The following is a 17074-nucleotide window of genomic DNA, read 5'->3' as shown; positions in this document are numbered from 1 at the left end:
GGTCTCGGGGCTGGTCACCGGCAGCAATGTCGGCTCCAACGCGGCGCTGATGCCGGTGCAGGTGGCGCTGGGCCAGGCCGCCGGGCTCACCCCCGTGCAGGCCGCCGGGCTGCACAACTTCGCCGGCGCGGCGGGCGCCGGGATGAGCTTCGCCGTCACCGCCATGATCGCGGCCCTGCTGGCCGATGGCACGCGGCCGGCGCGCTTCTGGCGGCTGCTGTCGCCGGCCTTGGTGGCGGTGCTGCTGATTGGCTGGGGGATGCTGTGGCTGGAAGCCGGCGCGGGGAGAGGCTGAGCCCCTCCCCGCCCTGCCTCAGGCCCAGCCGGGGCGGCGCTTCTCGCGGAAGGCGGCGAGGCCCTCGCGCCCCTCGGCCGAGGCGCGCTGCATCCAGGATTCGGTGGCGAGCTGCGCCATCTCGCGCGGCGAGAGGGCCAGCCCGTTCGCCTCCAGCAGCGACCGCTTGGTCACGGCGATGGCGCCGGGGGCGGAGAGCATCGTCTCGGCCAGGATCTCCTCCAGCCGCGCCTCGATCACCTCCGCCTCGTGCACCTCGTGCACCAGCCCGATACGCAGCGCCTCGGCCGCGTCGAACCGCTCGCCGGTGATGGCGTAGCGCCGCGCCTGGCGCAGCCCCATGGCGTGCACCATGTGCGTCGAGATCGGCGTCGGCGCCACGCCGACGCGCACCTCGCTCAGCCCGAACAGGGCGGCCGGCGTCGCCAGCGCCACATCGACGCAGCAGACCACGCCGCAGCCGCCGCCGAAGCACGCCCCCTGCACCACGGCGAAGGTGGGGCGCGGGAACTCGTTGAGCCGCGCCATCGCCTCGGTGGTGGCCATGGAGGCGGCGAAGGCCTGCTCCGGCGTGGCGCCGGCGGCCTCGCTCAGCCAGTCGATGTCGGCGCCGGCCTGGAAGTGGCGCCCCGCGCCGCGGATCACCAGCGCCCGCAGCGCGGCATCCCGGCCGAGCTGCTCCAGCCCGTCGGTCAGCGCCGCCAGCAGCGCGCCATTGTAGGCGTTGCCGCGCTGCGGGCGGTTCAGCGTGACGGTGGCGACGCCGCGCGCATCGACCTCCAGCAGCACCGGTTCCTCGGACATGCCCTGTCTCCTTCCCTGGATGTGTTCGGCGCATCCTGCCACGCGGCGGCGGCCCCGGCGAATTCCGCCTGCGCGCGATCTGCTCTAGACCACGCCCTCAGGCACGGAATCGAGGAAGCCTCATGCAGACCCACGGCCACTGGATCGGCGGCAGGAGCATCGCCGCGGAGCGGCACATCCCCGTCATCAACCCCTCCGACGGGCACGCCTTCGCCCGGATCGCGCGCGGCGGGCAGGCCGAGATCGACGCCGCGGTGCGCGCGGCGCAGGCGGCGCTGGACGGCCCCTGGGGCCGCCTCTCCGCCACCGAGCGCGGCCGGCTGCTGACGCGGCTCGCCACGCTGATCGAGCGCGACGCCGAGGCGCTGGCCCAGGCCGAGAGCCGCGACGTCGGCAAGCCGATCCGCCAGGCCCGCGCCGACGCCACCGCCTGCGCCCGCTACTTCGAGTTCTACGGCTCCAGCGCCGACAAGATGCATGGCGACACCATCCCCTACGCCGACGGCATGACGGTGCTGACGGTGTGGGAGCCGCATGGCGTCACCGGCCACATCGTGCCGTGGAACTACCCGATGCAGATCGTCGGCCGCTCGGTCGGCGCGGCGCTGGCCATGGGCAATGCCTGCGTGCTGAAGCCGGCCGAGGACGCCTCCCTCTCCTCGCTGATGCTGGCCGAGTTGGCGGCGGAGGCAGGCTTCCCCGAAGGGGTGTGGAACGTCGTCACCGGCCTCGGCGAGGAAGCCGGCGCGGCGCTGACGGCGCATCCCGGCATTTCCCACGTCTCCTTCACCGGCAGCCCGGAGGTGGGCACGCTGGTGCAGGCGGCGGCGGCGCGGAACACCATCCCCGTCACGCTGGAGCTGGGCGGCAAGAGCCCGCAGCTCGTCTTCCAGGACGCCGACCTCGACACGGCGGCGGCGACGGTGATGAACGGCATCATCCAGAATGCCGGCCAGACCTGCTCGGCCGGCTCACGCGTGCTGGTGCAGGCCGGTATCTTCGACCGTTTCGTGGCCGACCTCGCCGGCCGCTTCGGCCGCCTGGAGGCCGGCCCCGCCGAGCGCGACCTCGACCTCGGCCCGGTGGTGAACGCCGACCAGCAGAAGCGCGTCAACGGCTTCCTCGACTTCGCGCGCAATGATGGCCTGAACCTCGCCGGCCAGGGCCGCATCGCCTCCAACGCGCCGGAGGGCGGCTACTACGTGCAGCCCACCCTGCTGGCCGACGTGGCCCCCACCCACCGGCTGGCGCAGGAGGAGGTGTTCGGCCCCGTACTGACCGCCATCCGCTTCACCGACGAGGCGGAGGCGCTGGCCATCGCCAACGGCACCCAGTTCGGGTTGGTGGCGGGGGTGTGGACGGCCGATATCGGCCGCGCCATGCGGCTCTCGCGCGGCATCAAGGCCGGGCAGGTCTTCGTCAACAACTACGGCGCCGGCGGCGGCGTGGAGCTGCCCTTCGGCGGCGTGAAGCGCAGCGGGCATGGCCGCGAGAAGGGCTTCGCGGCGCTGGCCGGCTTCGCCTCGCTCAAGACCATCGCCATCCGGCACGGCTGAGGCGGCGGGCATGGCGCGCACCGCCCTGGTCTATCTCGGCGCCGCGCTGGCGGAGATCGGGGGGTGCTACGCGCTGTGGATGGTGCTGCGGCTGGGGCGCTCCGGCTGGTGGCTGCTGCCGGGGCTGGCCAGCCTGGCGCTGTTCGGCGCGCTGCTCACCCTGGTGGAGAGCAGCGCCGCCGGCCGCGCCTTCGCCGCCTATGGGGGCGTGTATATCGCCGCCTCGCTGGGCTGGATGTGGGCGGTGGAGGGGGCGCGGCCGGACCGGTGGGACATGGCGGGCGCGGCGCTCTGCCTGGCCGGCGCGGCGGTCATCCTGCTCGCGCCGCGCGGCGCCTGAGGCGCGGAACCCGCGGCCCCCTGCGCCGTTCTCCCTGAGGTCAACCCAGGAGGACCGGATATGGCCGAGCCGAACAAGCCCGCCGACGAGAAGAGCCAGGACCCCAAGCCCGGCCAGCAGCCGGTGGACGAGAAGACCCAGGAAGACGCCGCCAAGGAGCGCGAGAAGACGGGCGGCTACCAGTAGCCCCGCCCGGGCGGCGCGGCCTTCAGCCCGCGCCGCCCAGCCGCGCCAGCCGCAGCGCGATCAGCAGCGCCGCCAGCAGCGCCACCCCCACCAGCGCAGCCACCCCGGCCCAGCCCGCCGCCGCCCAGGCGAGGCCGCCCGAGGCGCCCATGATGCTGGCCCCCATGTAGTAGGCGAAGAGGTAGAGGGAGGAAGCCTGTGCCTTCGCCGCACCGGCGCGCTGCCCCACCCAGGCGCTGGCCAGCGCGTGCGAGCCGAAGAAGCCGAAGGTGAGCAGCGCCAGCCCCAGCACCAGCAGCGGCAGGCTCGCCGCCAGGGTGAGCGCCAGCCCGGCCAGCATGGCCAGCACCGTCAGCCACAGCACCCGCCGCCGCCCGAACCGGTCCGACAGCCCGCCGACGAAGGCCGAGCTGCCGATGCCCACCAGATAGACGCTGAACACCAGCGCCACGAGGCCGTGCGGCAGGCCGAAGGGCGGCGCCAGCAGCCGGAAGCCGACATAGTTGTAGACGGTGACGAAGCTGCCCATGAACAGGAAGCCCAGCGCGAACAGCCAGCGCAGCCCCGGGTCGCGCAGATGCGCGGCGAAATTGGCCGCCAGCCCGCCCCAGGCCAGCGGCCGCGGGTGGAAGTGCCGCGAGGGCGGCAGGCTGCGCCAGAACACCAGGGCCGAGGCCAGCCCCAGCAGCCCGATAATGCCCACCGAGCCGCGCCAGCCCCCCGCCTCCAGCAGCAGCCCGGAGACGACGCGCCCGGCCATGCCGCCCATCGCCGTGCCGCTGATGTAGAGGCCCATGGCATAGCCGCTGGAGCGGGGGTGCAGCTCCTCGGTGATGTAGGCCATGGCCACCGCCGGCAGGCCGCTGAGCGCGATGCCGAGCAGGGCGCGCAGCAGCAGGAAGCTCTCCCAGCCCGGCGCGAAGGCGGCGGCGATGGTCAGCAGCGCCGAGGCCAGCACCGAGACCAGCATCACCGGCTTGCGCCCCAGCGCCTCGGAGGCGGCGCTGGCCAGCAGCATGCACACCGCCATCACCGCCGTGGGCAGGGAGAGCGCCAGGCTGCTCGCCGCCGGGCTGATGGAGAAGGCTTCCGCGAAGGCCGGTAGCAGCGGCTGGGCGCAGTAGAGCAGCGCGAAGGTGGCGAAGCCGGCGCAGATGAAGGCCAGATTGGTACGGCGGAAGGCCGGCGTGCCGCGCTCGATATAGGGCGCCTCGTCGGCGGCAGGCTGGGTCATGAAGCGGTCCGGGCGATGAACCGCGCAACATGCGGCATGCCGGGGGCCCGGTCACCGCCTGTCCCCGCACCGTGAGAACGGTTGCGTCGCAACACATTGAAACCGGCCTGTGCCTCCCCTAGAAGTGACGCCACAGGCGGCGCGGGCCGAACCGCGCCGTGGGAGGACATGACGCCATGAGCATGCTGCGCCGCCACGCGCTGGCCTTCGGGATGGCCGCCGGCTTCACCGCCATCCTGGCCGCCGGCCCCGCCCGCGCCCAGACCGAGATCACCGTCCAGCACCCGCTGCCCACCGCCAACAGCCATTACGGCGCGGGCGCGACGGCCTTCAAGGAGACGCTGGAGAAGCTCTCCAACGGCAAGTACCGCGTCACCATCCAGCGCAACGACAATGAGCGCGAGATGATCGAGAGCGTGCAGATCGGCACGCTGGACTTCACCATAACCTCCACCGGCCCGGTCGGCAATTTCGTGCCGGAAGTGCGGACGGTGGACGTGCCCTTCCTGTTCCGCGACTACGCCCATGCGCGCGGCGCGCTGGATTCCGCCATCGGGCAGGAGATCCTGGCGAAGTTCCAGGCGCGCGGGCTGGTCGGCGTGATGTGGATGGAGAACGGCTTCCGCCACCTGACCAACAGCCGCCGCGAGGTGAGCACGCCTGCCGACATCCGCGGCCTGAAGGTGCGCACCATGGAGAACCAGGTGCATATGCGCGCCTTCTCCACCCTCGGCGCGCTGCCCACGCCGATGGCCTTCTCCGAGCTGATCCCGGCGCTGCAGCAGGGCACGGTCGATGGCCAGGAGAACCCCATCCCCGTCATCGTCGCCAACAACATCAACCAGGTGCAGAAGTACCTGACGCTGACCGGCCACGTCTACTCGCCGGCGCTGCTGATCGGCTCCCCCGCCCTGTGGGGCCGGCTGAGCGCGGCGGAGAAGACGATGTTCATGGAGGCCGCCAAGGCCGGGCGCGACGCCAACCGCGCCAAGGTGACGGCCGACGAGCAGAGCGGCGTGGACGAACTGCGCCGCCGCGGCATGACCGTCGTCACCAGCGTCGATACCGCGCAGTTCCAGACGGCGCTGGCGGCCGCCTTCGCGCAGTACGAGAAGGAGCTGGACGGCAAGCTGCTGGCCCGCCTGCGCGACTGGAAGCCGGCCCAGTAAGCCCCCCCGGCCACGCACCGGGCCGCCGCGCGGCGCAACCGCCCATGAACACCGTGCCGCTGCTCGTCATCGGCGTGGCCAGCCTGCTCGGCACGCTGCTGGCGCTCTGGATCGGCGCCCGCGCCGAGCCGGCGCGCCGCGCCATCCTCGGGCTCGACCGGGTGGCAACGGAGCTCGCCGCCGTGGCGGCCTGCCTCGCCCTGGCCGTGGCCTGCTTCGCCGGGCTCTGGCAGGTGATCGCCCGCTTCGCCACCGAGACGCCCTCGGTCTGGAGCGAGGCGCTGGTGCGCACCGCGCTGATCTGGATGGCCATGCTCGGCCTGGCCGTGGCGCTGCGCGCGGGGGCGCTCGTCTCCATCGACATGGCGCACCGCTACAGCCGTGGCGGCCTGCGGCGCGGCCTGGAGGCGGCCTCGCTGGCCTCCAGCCTCTCGCTGATGGGCGTGCTGTTCTGGTTCGGCTGGAGCATGGCGCAGCGCGTGAAGTTCCAGGAGATGGCGGGGCTCGAGGTCTCGATGTCCTGGGGCTACGCCGCCATCCCGCTCGGCGCGCTCTTCGCCATGCTGGGCGCGCTCGGCAATTTCCTCGACCGCCGCTCGGCCGAGCTGGAGGCCGCGGTATGACCGGCGCCATGATCACCGTGATGCTGGTGGGCTTCGCCGCCGGCATCCCCGTCGCCGTCGCCATCGGGCTGGCCGCCATCCTCGGCATCGAGGGCTGGACGCGCTTCCCGATGATCGTCGCGGCGCAGCAGATCTTCGTGGCGCTGGACAAGTTCCCGCTCGCCGCCATCCCCTTCTTCATCCTGGCGGGCAATTTGATGGATGTGGGCGGCATCAGCCGCCGCCTCGTCGAGTTTGCCAAATCCATGGTGGGCGGGGTGCAGGGCGGGCTGCCGGCCACCTGCGTCATCACCTGCATGATCTTCGCCGCCATCAGCGGCTCCTCGGTGGCCACCACCTTCGCCATCGGCACCATCATGATCCCGGCGCTGGTCAAGCACGGCTACCCGGTGGGCTTCGCGGCGGCGCTGCAGGCCACGGCGGCCGAGCTCGGCGTCATCATCCCCCCCTCCATCCCGATGATCCTCTACGGCGTGACCACCCAGGTCTCGATCCCCGAGCTGTTCATCGCCGGCTTCGTGCCGGGGGCGCTGGTCGCCGGCGCGCTGATCGCCACCGTGCTGGTGTGGTGCCGCATCAAGGGCTGGGGCAAGCAGGATGGCGACGGGCGCCTGCCCTTCCTGGCCGCGCTGCGCCAGGCGGGCTTCGCGCTGCTGATGCCGGTGGTGGTGCTGGGCGGCATCTATGGCGGCGTGACGACGCCGACCGAGGCCAGCGTCATCGCCGTGTTCTACGCCATCCTCGTCGGCATGTTCCTCCACCGCGAGCTGTCCTGGCGGGATCTCTACCCGATCTTCCGCAAGTCGGTGATCTCCTCGGCGGTGATCATGTTCATCATCGCCTGCGCCGCGCTGTTCTCCTACCTGCTGAACCGCCAGGGCGTGCCGGACGCCGCCGCCGCCTGGCTGGTGGAGACCTTCGACGGCGCCGGAAGCTTCCTGTTCGGCGCCAACATCTTCCTGTTCGTCGTCGGCATGTTCGTCGAGACCAGCGCCAGCATCATCGTGCTCGCGCCGATCCTGGCCGACGCGGCGCAGCGCTTCGGCATCGACGGGGTGCATTTCGGCACCATCATGGTGGTGAACCTGGCGCTCGGCATGATCACGCCGCCCTTCGGCGTGAACCTCTTCGCCGCGGCGCAGGTGGCCGGCTGCGGCATCGAGACGATGATGCGCTATCTCTTCGTCTTCATCGCCGTCATCATCGCCTGCCTGATGCTGATCACCTATGTCCCGGCGCTGACCCTGGTGCTGCCGCACCTGATCTTCCGCTGATGCGCGCGCCCGCGCGGCCCGTCGCGCGGGGCCTCAGCCCCCGCGCCGCCCGCGCCCACCTCGCCGCCGACCCCGTGCTGGGGCCGGTGGTGCGGCAGGTGGGCGCCATGACCCTGAAGCCCATCCAGCGCGAGCCCTACGAGGCGCTGGTGCGCGCCATCGCCCACCAGCAGGTGCATGGCCGCGCCGCCGAGGCGATGCTGAACCGGCTGATCGCCCTCTTTCCCGGCCAGGACTTCCCGCACCCCGAGGGGGTGCTGGCCCTGCCGGAGGAGGGCTTGCGCGGCTGCGGCTTCTCCGGCGCGAAGTGCGCCGCCATCCGCGACATCGCGCTGAAGAGCGTGGGCGGGCTGGTGCCGACCCGCCGCGCCGCCGCCCGCCTGCCCGACGAGGAGCTGGTCGAGCGGCTGGTGGCGCTGCGCGGCGTCGGCCGCTGGACGGTGGAGATGCTGCTGATCTTCACCCTCGGCCGGCCGGACATCCTGCCGGTGGACGATTTCGGCGTGCGCGAGGGCTACCGGCTTGCCGCCGGCCTCGATGCCCAGCCGAAGCCGAAGGCCCTGGCCGAGATCGGGCTGGCCTGGGCACCCTACCGCTCCGCCGCCGCCTGGTATCTCTGGCGCGCGGCGGATCTCCACAAGGAAGGGAAGTTCAAGGCGCCCCAGGCGATTTGAAGAACCTTCTTTTTCTGAAGAAAAAGAAGCAAAAAGACTTTGTCAGTCTGGCGCAGCACCAAACTGACAAAAAGGTTTTTGGTTCTTTTTTCCAAAAAAGAACGTCTTCCTCAATCCGCCCGGATATTCGCCGCCTGGGCGATATCCTTCCACCCGCCGATCTCGCGCGCAAGCCGCGCCGAGACCGCCTCCGGCCCCTCGAAGCGCACCAGCGAGCCGGCCTCAAAGGCACGGCGGCGCAGCCCCTCCTCGGCCAGCGCCGTTTCCATGGCCTTCGAGAGTTGCGCCCGCACCTCGGCCGGCACCGCCTTCGGCGCGTAGAGTGCGAACCAGACATTCAGCGGCAGGTCGCGCAGCCCGCTGGCCTCAGTCAGCGAGGGGATCTCCGGCAGGCCCGGATGCCGATCGTTGGAGCTGACGCAGAGCGGCCGCACCCGCCCGTCTCGCACCAGTGCCACCAGGGGCGGCGGCGAGTTCATGTAGAACTGGATGCGGCCGGCGATCAGGTCGCTGATCGTCTCCCCCGTGCCGCGATAGGGTACGTGCAGCATGTCGATCCCGGCACGAGACTTCAGCAGCTCGGTGCCCAGGTGGTGCATGGAGCCGTTGCCGGCCGAGGCGTAGCTGAGCTTGCCCGGGTTGGCCTTGGCGTGGGCGATGAACTCCGGCAGCGTCTTCGCCGGCACCGAAGGGTGCACCACGAAGAGCTGCGGCGTGTCCGAGACCTGCCCGATCGGCACGAAATCCTCGGTGGTGCTGACGCTGCCGGTGCCGCCGATGGCGGCGCGCCCGGCCATGGTGCCGCAATAGCCCATCAGCAGCGTGTGCCCGTCCGGCTGCGAGCGGGCCACATGCATCAGCCCGATCACGTCGTTGCCGCCGGGGCGGTTCTCCACCACCACGGGCTGGCCGAGGATCTGCGCCATCGGCTCGGCGATCAGCCGCGCCGCGTAATCGGTGCCGCCCCCGGCCGGGATCGGCACCACGATGCTGATCGGCCGGCTGGGGAATTTCCCCTGGGCGATGGCCGGCCGCGCGCCGCTCCAGGCCACCGCCGCCAAGCCCGCTGCACCCGCCAGCACACCGCGCCGGCCGGCACCGTTTCCGTTGAAGCCCGTCATCCCATTCTCCTCCCCTGTGCGCCGGCTTATCCGCCGGTCGCGTTGTTGTGGTGGCTAAGGCATCGCCGCGGAGATCCCCCCATCGACGATGAGCTCCGTGCCGGTGATGTGCCTGGCCTCGTCGGAGGCCAGGAACAGCACGGCATGGGCGATGTCCCAGGCGTCGCCCATCTGGCCCATCGGCACCTGGGCGTTGCGCTTCGCGATGAGCTGCGCCGCGTCGTTGGCGCCGAGCTGGCGCACCAGCCGGTGCTCGACAAGCGGCGTGTGCATCAGCCCCGGCACCACCGTGTTGCAGCGTACCCCCTGACGCGCCTGCTCCATGGCGACCGACTTGGTCAGCGCCACGATGCCGTATTTCGAGGCGCTGTAGGCGATGTGCGGCCGGTCCGCGCTCATCCGCAGCGCGGCGATGGAGGAGAGATTGACGATGGCCCCCTTCCCCCGGGCGCGCAGATGCGGCAGCGCGTGCTTGCAGCAGAGGAAGGCGCTGCGCAGGTTGAAGTCGATCTGCCGCTCCCAGTCCTCTTCGGAAAGGCTCTCGGCACCGCCGGGGAAGGAGCCGCCGACATTGTTCACCAGGATGTCGATGCCGCCATAGGCGGTGACGCAGGCCTCCACCGCCTCGGCCACCTGTGCGGCGGCGGTGACGTCGGCCACATGCGCGGTGGCCTCGCCGCCCTCGGCGCGGATGATGGCCACCGTCTCCTCCGCCGCCTCGGCACGGTTGTCGAGCGCGAAGACCCAGGCGCCCTGGCGCGCCATCAGCACCGCCGTGGCCTTGCCATTGCCCCAGCCCGGCCCTGCCGAGCCGGCGCCGGTCACGAAGGCCACCTTTCCATCCAGCCGCAACATGCTCAAAGCCCCCCGCTCACGCGCGCACGGCGGCGCAGAGGCCGCCATCGACCAGGATTTCCGTCCCCGTGATGTATTTCGCCGCGTCCGAGGCCAGGAACAGCGCGGCCTCCGCCACGTCCCAGGCCTCGCCCATATGGCCCATCGGCACCTGGGCGTGGCGGCGGGCGTAGAAGGCGTCGCGGTCCATCCCTGTCTCGCCGCTGGCGAACTGGCCGGCGAGCTTCTCGACGAGCGGCGTGTTCATCAGCCCCGGCAGCACGCAGTTGAGCCGCACGCCGCGCCGCGCATAGTCCACCGCCACCACGCGGCTGAACTGCACCAGCCCCGCCTTGGCCGCCGCGTAGCCCGCCTGCGGCTTGCCCGTGTAGCGGATGGCCGCCGTGGAGGCGATCGAGACCACCGCGCCCCTGCCCTGCGCCTCCATCAGCGGCAGCACCGCCTTGCAGCAGAGGAAGGCGCTCTTGAGGTTCACGTCGATCTGGCTGTCCCAGACCGCCTCCTCCATGGTCGCCGGGTCGCCCGGCAGGGAGAGGCCGACATTGTTCACCAGGATGTCCACCCGGCCGAGGCGGGCGACGCAATCGGCGACCAGAGCCTCCACCGTGGCGCGGTCCGTCACGTCGCCGGTGCCCACCAGCATCTCGCCGCCCTCGGCCCCGACGAGGCGCTGCGTCTCCGCCGCCGCCGCCGGGTCGCGGTCCACGCCATAGACGCGGGCGCCGGCGCGGGCGAAGGTGACGGCGATGGCCTTGCCATTGCCCCAGCCCGGCCCCTGCGAGCCGCAGCCGGTGACGAAGGCGACGCGCCCCTCCAGCGCCCTCACGCGGTGACGTCCGGCAGCGGGTCGCGCGCATCGACGCCCATCGCCTCCAGGAAGCGCGAGACCATGTTGTAGGCGCCGATCGTGGCCGTCAGCTCCACCAGGTCGCGCGCGTCGAGCCGCTGGCGCACCGCGGCGAAGACGGCGTCCGGCACATGGACCTCGCGGGTCATCGAATCGCAGTAGGCCAGCACGGCGCGCTGCGTGTCGTCGAAGGCTTCGCTGCCCTGCCAGTCGGCCAGCGCGTCGAGCTGCGCCTGGGTCATGCCTTCCTTCAGGGCGATGGGCGCGTGCTGCTCCGCCTCGTAGGGCGCGCCGTTGAGATGGGCGATGCGCATGATCACCAGCTCCCGCAGCGCGCCCGGCAGCGTGCATTCATGGCGGATGGCGGTGAGGTAGCGCAGCCACCCCTCGGCCACCGGGCCGCTGTGCAGCAGCATGGCGTAGAGGTGCAGCAGGCTGCCCCGCTCGCGCACGATGCGCTCCACCAGCGGGCGCGTCCCGGGCGCGTTCGGGTCGGCATAGGGAATGCGGGCCAAGGGCGTTTCCTCATCCTGCGGGCCGGCCCTGGCGTCATCGGCGCTCTGCTGGCGGGGGCGGCCTGCGCGTTTCCTGGAACGGTTCTTGTTGGTCTCCGTCCACGGAACACCAGCGGGCCGCCGGGGTCAACCGGCGCCGCCCTTCAGCCCCCGGCCCTGCCTTCAGCCCAGGAAGGCGCCCAGCGCGGCGACGAAGCCTTCCGGCTTCTCGGCGTGCAGCCAGTGCCCCGCCCCCTTCACCGTGCCGAAGCGCGCGGCGGGGAACAGCGCGCGGAACAGCGGCCGGTGCTCGGGGCGGATGTAGTCGGAGTTCTCGCCGCCCAGCACCAGCGTCGGCCCCCCGAAGCGGGCACCTTCCGGCAGCGGCGGCGCCGCCTCGATGGCGGGCAGTGCGGCAGCGATGGCATCGAGCCCGATGCGCCATTCCGGCGGCTTCGCGCCGAGGTCGAGGTTCTGTAGCAGGAAGCCGCGGACCCCGGCGGAGGGCACCGCCTCCGCGAGCGCCGCATCGGCCTCGCGCCGGCTCAGGCCGGGGTGGAGCGGCAGGGCCTGCATGGCCTCGGCATAGGGGCGGAAGGCGGGCGGGTAGGCCACCGGCGCGATGTCCGCCACCACCAGCCGCGCCACCGCCTCCGGCCGGGTCAGGGCGAGGGTCATCGCCACCTTGCCGCCCATGGAATGGCCGAGCAGGTCCACCGGGCCGGTGCCGAGCGCCGCCAGGGTCTCGGCCACATCCTCCGCCAGCGCCGGGTAGTCCATCGCCGCATCGTGCGGTGACTGGCCGTGGTTGCGCAGGTCGAGGGCGACGACGCGGCGGTCCGCCGCCAGCATCTTCTGCACGCTGGCGAAGTTCTGCGCCTGGCCGAACAGCCCGTGCAGCAGCACCAGCGGCGCCCCCTCGCCCAGCTCGACCGCGCGCAGCCGCATGGCCTCTCCCCCTCAGCCGCGCGTGGCGACGATGACGCTGGCGGCGATCAGCCCGCCGCCGATGATGACGTCCCACCCCACCGGCTCGCCCAGCCAGAGGGTGGAGATGACGACGCCGATGGCCGGCGCCAGCAGGAAGCCCACCGCCGCCACCGCCCCCGGCAGGCGGCGGCCCGCCTCGATCACCGCCCAGGTGCCGAGCGGCGCCACGATCCCGCCGATCAGCGCCGCGTGCCAGTAGGCGCCGGGGCCGATGCCGCCCTGCGGCTCGCGCAGCAGCGCCATCGGCAGCAGCACCATGCCGCCCAGCAGGAAGCACCAGGGCAGGTTCTCCAGCATGGTCTGGCGCGGCGGGAAGCGGCGCGTGGCGATGATGGCACAGGACCAGAGCAGCGCCGCCAGCACCAGCATGCCGTGGCCCAGCAGCATGTCGGGGTCGCTCCAGTCCACCGCCCAGGGGCCGGCCAGCGCCGCCACCCCGGCGAGCCCCAGCCCCGCCGCCACCCAGCGCTGCGCCGAGACAGCCTCGCCCAGCAGCAGCACCGACATCGGCACCAGCCAGTAGATGGTGACGTTGGCCAGCACCGCGGTGCGCCCCGCCGGCACCAGCGCCACCGCCATGTGCGACAGGGCAAAGAAGCCGCCGAGCTGCAGGAAGCCCACCGCCAGCACCGCCGGCCAGTCCTGCCGCGCCGGCCAGCGCAGACGCCGCGTGGCGGCCAGCAGCAGGAACGCCACCAGCGCCCCCAGCAGGGTGCGCGACACCGCGAACCAGAGCGGCGTCGCGTCCGCCAGCGCCGCCTTGGTGACGGGCCAGGCCCCGCCGAACAGCGTGACCGCGATGAGGAGTAGGCGCAGATCGGCGAGGCGGAGCATACGCGCGGGCTACTCTGCGACGGTCAGCATGATCTTGCCGATATGCGCGCTGCTCTCCATCAGCGCGTGGGCCTCGCCGGCCTTGGCCAGCGGGAAGGTGGCATGGATCACCGGCGCGCATTCGCCGCGGGCCAGCAGCGGCCACACCTTCTCCTCCAGCGCGCGGGCGATCTCGCCCTTCTCGGCGGTGGTGCGCGGGCGCATGGTGCTGCCCGTTACCGTCAGGCGCTTCACCATGATCGGGCGCAGATCGACCTTCTCCGCCTCGTGCCCGCTGAGGAAGGCGATGATCACCAGCCGCCCGTCCTTGGCCATGCAGCGCAGGTTGCGCTGGAAGTAGTCGGCGCCGACCATGTCGAGCAGCACGTCGACGCCGCGCCCGTCGGTCAGCCGCTTCACCTCGGCGGTGAAATCCTGCTCCTTGTAGTTGATGGCGGCGTCCGCGCCGAGCTTCAGCATCGCCGCGCACTTCTCCGTGCTGCCGGCGGTGGCCAGCACCCGGGCGCCGAACGCCTTGGCAAGCTGGATGGCGGTGACGCCGATGCCCGAGGTGCCGCCATGGATCAGCACCGTCTCGCCCGCGGCCAGCCGGCCATGGCCGAACAGGTTGGCCCAGACGGTGAAGTAGGTCTCCGGCAGGGCGGCGGCGCGCAGCGCGTCGAAGCCCGCCGGCCAGGGCAGCGTCTGCGCCTCGGGCGCGGTGCAGTACTCGGCATAGGCGCCGCCATTGGCCAGCGCGCAGACCCGGTCGCCCACCTTGTAGCGGCGCACCTCGGCGCCCACGGCCACCACCTCACCGGCCAGTTCCAGCCCGGCGATGGGGCTGGCACCGGGCGGCGGCGGATACAGCCCCTTGCGCTGCTGCACGTCGGGCCGGTTCACGCCCACCGCCATCACGCGCACCAGCACCTCGTCCGGCTTCGGCTGCGGCACGGGGCCGCGCGCCGGCACCAGCACCTCGGGACCGCCGCCCTCGCCATGGTCGATATAGGTCATCTCCGCGGGCAGAGTCGCCATGGTGTCGTTTCCTTACGCGTTTCGGTATGGCAGGCTCCGGAGGGTCGACGCACCGCCGCGTTCCGTCAAGCCAAGCACGAGCATGTCACATGATGCATCATGGCGGCCCCGCCCCGGCCGCGCCGGCCCCGCGCCGTGCCCTGCTGGCGTTGCTGGCCGCTCCTGCCGTGATCGGCCGTGCCGCGGCGCAGACGCGTGGCCCCCTCCCCGCCGGCCCGGAGTTGCGCATCGGCGCGCTCTACCCCGCCTCCGGCCCGCTGGCGCTGCTGGGCGATGAGAGCTTCCGCGGGCTGGAGCTGGCGGTGGAGGCGCGCAACGAGGCGGGCGGCGTGTTCGGCCGGCCGCTGCGGCTGGTGAAGGCGGAGGCCAGCGACGCGCCCCAGGCCGCCGAGGCCGCGCGCCGCCTGACCGGCACGGAGCGCGTGGCGGCGGTGTTCGGCAGCGGCGTCTCGCCGCTCTCCTTCGCCGCCTCGCAGGTGGCGGAGCTGGCCGGCATTCCCTATTTCGAGCTGGGCGCGGTGGCCGATTCGATCACCGCGCGCGGCTTCCGCTACCTGTTCCGCAGCTGCCCGCGCGGGCAGGACTTCGCCGCCCTGTCGCTGCGCGCCACGCGCTGGCTGCTGCCGCTGCTGTGGCGGATGCCGCTCTCCGGCCTGCGCCTGGCCATCCTGCACGAGGACGCGCTGCACGGGCAGAGCGTCGCCGCCGCGCAGGAGGCCGGGCTGCCGGCCGAGGCCACGCTGCTCGGGCGCTTCGCCTATGGGCCGGGGGGGCAGGACCTGCCGGGGTTGGTGCAGCGGCTGCGCGCCGCCGATGCGCAGCTCCTGCTGCACACCGGGCACGAGGCCGATGTCATGCTGCTGTTCCGCGCCATGAAGGAGGCCGGCTGGCGGCCGCGCATGGTGATCGGCGGCGGCGGCGCCTACAGCATGGTGGACACGGCGCGCAGCCTGGGCTCGGGCTTCGAGGGGGTGATGGTGGTGGATTTCCCGCCCTACGCCACCACCGGGCGCATGGGGGTCGATGCGCGGCAGCTCGCCGAGGCCTATCGCGCCAAGTACGGGCACGACCCGCGTTCCTGCCACAGCCTCGCCAACCATGCGGGGGCGCGCATCTTCCTCGACGCGCTGCACCGCGCCGGCTCGGCCGACAAGGAGAGGATCCGCGCCGCCGTGCTCGCCACCACGATCGAGGAGCGCGATGCGCCCTTCGGCTGGGGCGCGGCCTTCGACGAGACAGGGCAGAACCTGCGCGCCCAGCCGGTGCTGGCGCAATGGCAGGCCGGGCAGGCGCAGGCCGTGTTCCCCGACAGCGCCGCGGCGGCGCTGCCGCGCGGCGAGATGGGATGAGACAGGCGCCGGGGAGGCCTGCCGCCCCGGCGCAGCCTCTCGTCAGTCGGCCTTGATGCCGGCTTCCTTGATGATCGGCTCCCACTTGGCGATCTCGTCAGTCAGCCACTTCCGGGTCGTCTCCGGCGTCGTGTCGCTGCGGGTCTGCATGGTCAGGTCGGCCAGGCGCGCCTTCACCGTGTCCATTGCCATCACCTGGTTGATGAGGGCGTTCATGCGGGTGACGACCGGCTCCGGCGTGCCGGCGGGCGCCAGCACCATGTGCCAGGTATAGGCCTCGTAGCCGGGCACGCCCGCTTCCTGGAAGGTCGGCATGTCGGGCAGCTGCGGGATGCGCTGCGCCGAGGAGATGGCCAGCCCCTTCACCTCGCCGCGCTGCACGAAGGGCAGCGCGCTGTTGGCGACGTCGAGCATCATCGTCACGGTGCCGTTCAGCAGGTCCGGCATCGCCGCCGCCGAGCCGCGGTAGGGCACATGGTTCACCTTCAGCCCGCCCGCCTGCTTCAGGAACAGCTCGCTGGCCAGGTGCAGCGCCGCGCCATTGCCGGTGCTGGCATAGTCGTACTTGCCCGGGTCCTTCTTGAGGAGCGCGATCAGCTCCTGCAGCGAGTTCACCGGCACGTCCTTGTTCACCATCATCAGCATCGGGATGGTGCCGGCCAGCGCGACGGGGGTGAAATCCTTCACCGGGTCGAAGGGCAGCGTCGGGTAGATGGCGCGGATCGCCGCCTGGGCGATGGTGGTGTAGAGGAAGGTGTGGCCATCCTTCGCCGCCTTGGCCACCGCGTCGGCGCCCACCACCGTGCCGGCGCCGGTGCGGTTCTCGACGATGACGCGCTGCGGCAGCAGCTTGGACAGCTCATCGGCAATGAGGCGGGCGGGGATGTCGGTCGGACCGCCGGCGGAGAACGGCACCACGAGGCGGATGGGCTGGTTCGGCCAGTTGCCCTGGGCACGCGCCAGGCCGGGGACCAGGGCGGGCGCGGCCAGGGCGGCGCCCAGGCCCATCAGGTTCCGACGGTTCAGATGCATGTCTCGTTTCCCGGTTCCTAGAAGTGCGGCCTATATCGTGGCGCGGGGGGGCTCTCGTCCAGCCCCGATCAGCCCGCCGGGCGGGCGCCGAGCGGCGCCAGGAAGCCCGCCACGTCCTCGAGCACCGGCGCGCCGGCCAGCCCCAGGCCGCGCACCGGCCGCGCCAGCGCGCCGACGATGCCGACATGGCCAAGCCCCGGATAGAGCACCAGCCGCGCCCGCGCGCCCGGCCGCGCCGCCAGCTCGCGCGAGCGGTCGGGGCTCACCGTGTCGTCCGCCAGCCCGTGCAGCAGCAGCAGCGGCGGGGCGCCGCGCAGCGCCGCCTCCCCGGCCGGGGCCGCCGTGGCGCGGCCCCCCGGCGCGGCGGCGAAGGCGGCGCG

The 17074-nt window shown here is 72.5% G+C and carries 19 protein-coding genes and 1 pseudogene; 9 read left to right on the top strand and 11 right to left on the bottom strand.

Annotation, left to right across the window (positions count from 1 at the left end; all coding sequences use genetic code 11):
* A partial coding sequence (locus tag ACZJYS_RS14870) for a hypothetical protein (protein WP_493179321.1) occupies positions 1-295 on the top strand: 295 nt, incomplete at its 5' end.
* An 18-nt stretch (positions 296-313) separates the two neighbouring features.
* Here ACZJYS_RS14870 and ACZJYS_RS14865 read toward each other — a convergent pair.
* Entirely contained in the window at positions 314-1099 is a 786-nt protein-coding gene (locus tag ACZJYS_RS14865; protein ID WP_109515195.1) for an enoyl-CoA hydratase-related protein, read from the bottom strand.
* A 122-nt stretch (positions 1100-1221) separates the two neighbouring features.
* Here ACZJYS_RS14865 and ACZJYS_RS14860 point away from each other — a divergent pair, with 122 nt between their 5' ends.
* The 3 genes from ACZJYS_RS14860 to ACZJYS_RS14850 are packed head-to-tail and all read left to right on the top strand — an operon-like array spanning position 1222 to position 3181.
* Entirely contained in the window at positions 1222-2655 is a 1434-nt protein-coding gene (locus tag ACZJYS_RS14860; RefSeq protein ID WP_493179319.1) for an aldehyde dehydrogenase family protein, read from the top strand.
* Positions 2656-2665: 10 nt separating this feature from the next.
* The gene (locus ACZJYS_RS14855) at positions 2666-2995 is read left to right on the top strand and encodes a YnfA family protein (RefSeq protein WP_109515193.1); all 330 of its coding nucleotides are present in this window, start codon (positions 2666-2668) and stop codon (positions 2993-2995) included.
* Between the two features lie 60 nt (positions 2996-3055).
* Positions 3056-3181: a hypothetical protein gene (locus ACZJYS_RS14850; RefSeq protein WP_281262089.1), complete on the top strand. Its 126-nt coding sequence runs from the start codon at positions 3056-3058 to the stop codon at positions 3179-3181.
* 22 nt (positions 3182-3203) lie between these two features.
* On the opposite strand, the gene ACZJYS_RS14845 is transcribed toward ACZJYS_RS14850, so the two are convergent.
* Positions 3204-4415: an MFS transporter gene (locus tag ACZJYS_RS14845; RefSeq protein ID WP_493179317.1), complete on the bottom strand. Its 1212-nt coding sequence runs from the start codon at positions 4413-4415 to the stop codon at positions 3204-3206.
* A 176-nt stretch (positions 4416-4591) separates the two neighbouring features.
* Here ACZJYS_RS14845 and ACZJYS_RS14840 point away from each other — a divergent pair, with 176 nt between their 5' ends.
* From ACZJYS_RS14840 to ACZJYS_RS14825, 4 genes are read left to right on the top strand one after another with little or no spacing between them, the layout of a single operon-like run.
* Positions 4592-5584, top strand: coding sequence for a TRAP transporter substrate-binding protein (locus ACZJYS_RS14840; protein WP_109515191.1), 993 nt, complete (start codon positions 4592-4594; stop codon positions 5582-5584).
* Positions 5585-5628: 44 nt separating this feature from the next.
* Positions 5629-6207: a TRAP transporter small permease gene (locus tag ACZJYS_RS14835; protein WP_109515190.1), complete on the top strand. Its 579-nt coding sequence runs from the start codon at positions 5629-5631 to the stop codon at positions 6205-6207.
* A complete protein-coding gene (locus tag ACZJYS_RS14830) occupies positions 6204-7481 on the top strand; it encodes a TRAP transporter large permease (RefSeq protein ID WP_493179313.1) in 1278 nt (425 codons plus the stop codon). The genes ACZJYS_RS14835 and ACZJYS_RS14830 overlap by 4 nt, the downstream gene beginning before the upstream one ends.
* Complete coding sequence (locus ACZJYS_RS14825) at positions 7481-8155, top strand: DNA-3-methyladenine glycosylase family protein (protein ID WP_109515188.1); 675 nt, start codon at positions 7481-7483, stop codon at positions 8153-8155. The genes ACZJYS_RS14830 and ACZJYS_RS14825 overlap by 1 nt, the downstream gene beginning before the upstream one ends.
* A gap of 110 nt (positions 8156-8265) precedes the next feature.
* Here the strand turns inward: ACZJYS_RS14825 and ACZJYS_RS14820 are convergent, their stop codons facing one another.
* The 7 genes from ACZJYS_RS14820 to ACZJYS_RS14790 all read right to left on the bottom strand — a co-directional run bounded on the left by ACZJYS_RS14820 (position 8266) and on the right by ACZJYS_RS14790 (position 14313).
* On the bottom strand, positions 8266-9276 hold the full coding sequence (locus ACZJYS_RS14820; protein ID WP_493179310.1) for a Bug family tripartite tricarboxylate transporter substrate binding protein: 1011 nt from the start codon (positions 9274-9276) through the stop codon (positions 8266-8268).
* Positions 9277-9330: 54 nt separating this feature from the next.
* Positions 9331-10110, bottom strand: a complete 780-nt coding sequence (locus tag ACZJYS_RS14815) for an SDR family NAD(P)-dependent oxidoreductase (protein ID WP_245906044.1) — start codon at positions 10108-10110, stop codon at positions 9331-9333.
* A 37-nt stretch (positions 10111-10147) separates the two neighbouring features.
* Positions 10148-10957, bottom strand: a complete 810-nt coding sequence (locus tag ACZJYS_RS14810) for an SDR family NAD(P)-dependent oxidoreductase (protein WP_493179308.1) — start codon at positions 10955-10957, stop codon at positions 10148-10150.
* Entirely contained in the window at positions 10954-11493 is a 540-nt protein-coding gene (locus tag ACZJYS_RS14805) for a carboxymuconolactone decarboxylase family protein (protein ID WP_493179307.1), read from the bottom strand. The genes ACZJYS_RS14810 and ACZJYS_RS14805 overlap by 4 nt, the downstream gene beginning before the upstream one ends.
* A gap of 162 nt (positions 11494-11655) precedes the next feature.
* The gene (locus ACZJYS_RS14800; RefSeq protein ID WP_493179305.1) at positions 11656-12420 is read right to left on the bottom strand and encodes an alpha/beta fold hydrolase; all 765 of its coding nucleotides are present in this window, start codon (positions 12418-12420) and stop codon (positions 11656-11658) included.
* A 12-nt stretch (positions 12421-12432) separates the two neighbouring features.
* Complete coding sequence (locus tag ACZJYS_RS14795) at positions 12433-13296, bottom strand: DMT family transporter (RefSeq protein ID WP_109515182.1); 864 nt, start codon at positions 13294-13296, stop codon at positions 12433-12435.
* A gap of 9 nt (positions 13297-13305) precedes the next feature.
* Positions 13306-14313 (bottom strand): NAD(P)H-quinone oxidoreductase, encoded by a 1008-nt coding sequence (locus ACZJYS_RS14790; RefSeq protein WP_493179303.1) that lies wholly within the window; start codon positions 14311-14313, stop codon positions 13306-13308.
* A gap of 89 nt (positions 14314-14402) precedes the next feature.
* On the opposite strand from ACZJYS_RS14790, the gene ACZJYS_RS14785 reads away from it, so the two are divergent.
* Entirely contained in the window at positions 14403-15662 is a 1260-nt protein-coding gene (locus tag ACZJYS_RS14785; protein ID WP_493179301.1) for an ABC transporter substrate-binding protein, read from the top strand.
* A gap of 42 nt (positions 15663-15704) precedes the next feature.
* On the opposite strand, the gene ACZJYS_RS14780 is transcribed toward ACZJYS_RS14785, so the two are convergent.
* Positions 15705-16694 carry a Bug family tripartite tricarboxylate transporter substrate binding protein gene (locus ACZJYS_RS14780; RefSeq protein WP_379652131.1) on the bottom strand — a complete coding sequence of 330 codons (990 nt, stop codon included), beginning with the start codon at positions 16692-16694 and terminating at the stop codon, positions 15705-15707.
* A 68-nt stretch (positions 16695-16762) separates the two neighbouring features.
* Positions 16763-17074: pseudogene (locus tag ACZJYS_RS14775) on the bottom strand (hypothetical protein); the annotation flags it as partial.

This window comes from Roseomonas sp. TS2, assembly GCF_058833935.1.
This window is presented reverse-complemented; position numbering and strand designations above follow the sequence as displayed.